The sequence below is a fragment of the Paenibacillus sp. 3LSP genome (genome assembly GCF_032465655.1).
Taxonomy (GTDB): domain Bacteria; phylum Bacillota; class Bacilli; order Paenibacillales; family Paenibacillaceae; genus Fontibacillus; species Fontibacillus barengoltzii.
The window spans coordinates 1-512 of sequence record NZ_JAWDJI010000112.1; the positions used below are offsets into that span (position 1 = coordinate 1).

A 512-nucleotide genomic window follows, 5' to 3' on the forward strand; every position below is an offset into this window, starting at 1 on the left:
AATCATAACCACCCGTCCAACGGGTGGTTTGCTCTTGGGGTATAACCCCTTGTTGCCAAACTGCGCCTAAAGACGCTAGCCTGACAATAAAATTGTTCAGGCTCAGTGTTTTTGTCACTTTCACTTACCAGTTAAACTGGTTTACTTTTTCTTGCTACCGTTTCTGCTAAATGGATCTTCATACTCTTTGACGCTCAGTTTATCGATTGCCTGGTCATGTGCTTCCTGCTCGCGGATATACTTTGCGACAGTGGCCTCATTCAAGCCCACTGTGCTTACGTAGTATCCCTCCGCCCAAAATTTCCGATTTCCATATTTATACTTTAGGGTGGCATGCTTTTCGAATATCATTAGTGAGCTCTTTCCCTTCAGATACCCCATAAATGAGGATACTGAGATTTTGGGTGGTATCGCTACCAGCATGTGTACATGATCCGGCATCATGTGGCCTTCTATGATCTCCACTCCCTTGTATTTGCACAGACGCTTAAATATTTCGATCAAATCTCTCC

Annotated in this window: 1 protein-coding gene; it reads right to left on the reverse strand. The window is 44.1% G+C overall.

The genetic code is table 11. The features are described from left to right. Positions 1-141 precede the first annotated feature (141 nt). On the reverse strand, positions 142-512 hold a 371-nt coding region (gene tnpA / locus RW092_RS09050), incomplete at its 5' end, for an IS200/IS605 family transposase (protein ID WP_316010033.1).